Annotated in this window: 2 protein-coding genes and 1 pseudogene; 1 reads left to right on the top strand and 2 read right to left on the bottom strand. The window is 36.1% G+C overall.

Going from position 1 to position 3,204, the window contains the following annotated elements:
• Positions 1 to 1,433, bottom strand: a 1,433-nt coding sequence (locus tag QZ143_RS09565; RefSeq protein WP_292883642.1) for an AMP-binding protein, incomplete at its 3' end; no start/stop codon positions are given.
• A 157-nt stretch (positions 1,434 to 1,590) separates the two neighbouring features.
• Positions 1,591 to 2,163 carry an XRE family transcriptional regulator gene (locus QZ143_RS09560; protein ID WP_292883639.1) on the bottom strand — a complete coding sequence of 191 codons (573 nt, stop codon included), beginning with the start codon at positions 2,161 to 2,163 and terminating at the stop codon, positions 1,591 to 1,593.
• Positions 2,164 to 2,672: 509 nt separating this feature from the next.
• Between QZ143_RS09560 and QZ143_RS09555 the strand changes: the two are divergent.
• Positions 2,673 to 3,204 (top strand): annotated as a pseudogene (locus QZ143_RS09555) (hypothetical protein); the annotation flags it as partial.

The raw sequence follows: 3,204 nt of genomic DNA, 5'->3' as shown, positions 1-3,204 counted from the left end.
ATCTTACCATTCTCATCATATACGAGAACCTCTTCAACCGCATTATCACGAAGGATGTTCTGCTCGAGTTCCTCTGGAGAGATGTTCTCACCGTTGCTAAGAATGATCAGGTTCTTCTTTCTACCGCTCATATACAGATACCCATCCTCATCCAGATATCCGAGGTCACCGGTGTAGAACCAACCGTCCTTCAGGACCTTATTCGTCTCCTCAGGCATATTGTAATATCCTTTCATTACATTGAAACCTCTGCACATGATTTCTCCAGGTTCACCGACACCAACCTCTTCACCGGTTTCGGGATCTACAATCTTAACTTCAATATTAGGGAATTTTCTACCTACGGTATTGATTTTTTTCTCGAATGAATCAGCAGCGTTGGTTTGTGTAAAACCCGGAGCAGCTTCAGTAAGTCCATATACACTGGTAATCTCCTTCATGTTCATCTTTTCAATGGCGTCCTTCATGGTTTCCACAGGACAGGTTGAACCTGCCATGATACCTGTACGAAGTGAGCTCATATCAAACATTTCAAACATAGGGTGATTCATCATACCGATAAACATTGTAGGCACACCGTAGATGGATGTACACTTTTCCTTTTGAATTGATGATATTGCCAAAAGAGGATCATACTCTTCCAATACAACCATTGTTGAGCCATGAGTGATTACTGCCATTACCCCTAAAACTGTTCCGAAACAGTGGAACAAAGGTACCTGCAATAGAAGCCTGTCTTTGGCAGTATAGTTCATGTTTTCTCCGATGTAGTAACCGTCATTTACAATGTTACGGGAAGTGAGCATTACACCTTTCGGAAAACCTTCAGTTCCTGAAGTATACTGCATGTTGATTACATCATGCTGTGTGACTGAATCCTTGATTTTCTGATATTCGTCATCGTCATAGTTCATTCCAAGAAGCAATAGCTCGTTGGTGTTATACATTCCCCTATGCTTTTCCTGACCCACATGGAAAATGAATTTCAAATGAGGGAATTTTTCAGCCACAAGGTGTCCCCTTGCACAGGTTTTAAGTTCAGGAACAAGTTCGTTTATTATGTCAAAATAGCTTGTATCCCTAAACGCATCAGTCATTGCCAATGCCTTCATATCAGACTGTTTTAAAACATATTCCAATTCATGGGATTGGTAAGCTGTATTGACAGTTACTATTGTAGCACCTATTTTGGCTGTTGCAAACATGTATGTCAACCATTCCGGAACATTTTTGGCCCATATACCGACATGGTCTCCCTTTTCAATTCCAATAGCTAGCATTCCTTTTGCCAGGTTGTCTACTCTTTCATCAAATTCTTTATATGTAAATCTTAAGTTCCTATCCGGATAAACGATAAATTCATGATCTGGTTGTTTTTCAACCATTGATTCGAAAAATTTTCCTAACGGCAATTCTGTAAATAATTCTGACATCCTTTCACCTCAAATTAATTAAACAATAAAATAACTAAACCAAAATGCAAATCATAAATGCAATCCCAATTGCAATGTTTTCAAGTTTAAATTCAAATCATCTGTGTAAAATCTATCTATTTTTGGTTTTAAAGTTATTTTACTCATTTTATCAACCTCAGTATGGAGTGTATAATACTGCTAATATCTTAGCGGAATCTTCTCCAGTTGCGTGTAAGTGGTGAGGTACTGCTGAGTCATAAAAGATTGTGTCGCCTTCACCGATTGTGAAAGTGTCTTTACCATAGATTACCTCAATTTGCCCTTCTAAAACATAGATGAACTCTTCACCTTCGTGGGAGGATAATTCCTTTTCCCCTTCTTCAAATTCAATATCAATTAAGAAAGGATCTATGTTTCTGTCGATTTTACCTGCACCTAAAGAATGGAATTCAAGGTTGGTGGCATTTGTCACATCTTCCCTACCTGAGAAATAAAGTGAGTTTTCGGTTTTCCCACCTCTTGTGATTACAGGTCCAAGTTCGGGAGTATCATCCAAAAAGGTTCCTAACCTAACTCCAAGGGCTCTTGCCATTTTGGTTAATGGTGTAAGTGATGGAATTACTTCACCAGCTTCCATAGCTTCAAGAACTTCCTGTTTTACGCCACTTCTTTCGGCTAATTCTTCTATAGACATGTCCTGTCTAGTTCTAATATCCTTTATCTTTTTTGCAAAGTCTTCATTTGTCATATTTTCACACATTTTTTTGAATTTACACTTAAAACAATTTAAGTATTTATAATTATCTTCAACAAGATATTTAAAACTATCTTAGAATATACAATTTTTAATAGTTTTATTTGGAATTTTTTAAAATTAATGAGAACATAACATGAAAAATTCTCCAATATTCAACAATAATTCAATTGCAACAATACTGCAATATTGCCCTGATTTCGTTGAATTTATTATAATATAACATTAAAGTTAAATATGATTATTTTAAAGTGATAAATTATAAAATAAAGCAAATATTGACCTAAAAATTAAGAAAAAAGATATATACAATGAAAACCAATACCAAATTGTAAAGATTCATCCTCAAATCTTTACAAAAAATGTCATGTAGAAATCGAAAACTATATTCGTTTGTGAATTAACTCCCTTTGAGAATGGGGCTGATACCCAAACAGCCCTATTCAAATCACCTAAAAAAATATTAATTGTCTTTTACTTAATATTCAACAAGGGTGAGAATTTTGCAAAAAAACACAAAAATAATTATCATGATTGCACTTCTTCTGGCCGTTGGCGCTTTTGTATTCTATGAATTCAACCCACATTACAACAACATCACCTATGATACGATTGGAAATACAAGCATAGGAACTGTTGAAAAAGGAATTTCAGGCAATGTAAGTGCCAACAAGACCATAGCTTTGATTACCGGAATTCATCCAAGAGAAAAACTATCAATAGAACCGGAAATAGAGGCCGCAAAGGAATTTGGAAACAATGATGTGAAAATCATCCACTATAAGGTAACAGTAACAGATCATCCCGACGACTATGATGCAGGAAGGACAAACGGTGAAAGCCTTGTTCATGACTTCGTAAATCCGGATGTAACATCATCGGATGCAGATGCCGTTATCATAAGCCACTCCCACAATGCAGATTATGGTGAGGGATTTTATGTTGCAACACCCGAAATGGACAATGCATCTGTCGAAATGGCTGAAAAGATAAGCAAAACCAGTGATTTCAATTATTATCCAGTTACAGGAAATG

The organism is Methanobrevibacter sp. UBA188 (assembly GCF_905234905.1).
GTDB lineage: Archaea > Methanobacteriota > Methanobacteria > Methanobacteriales > Methanobacteriaceae > Methanocatella.
Note: the sequence above shows the minus strand (reverse complement) of the source record. Positions and strands in the feature narration are given on the sequence as shown.

Coding starts and splice junctions, on each gene's coding strand:
- QZ143_RS09560 (WP_292883639.1), bottom strand. CDS start 2,163: ATGACAAATGAAGACTTTGCAAAAAAGATAAAGGATATTAGAACTAGA.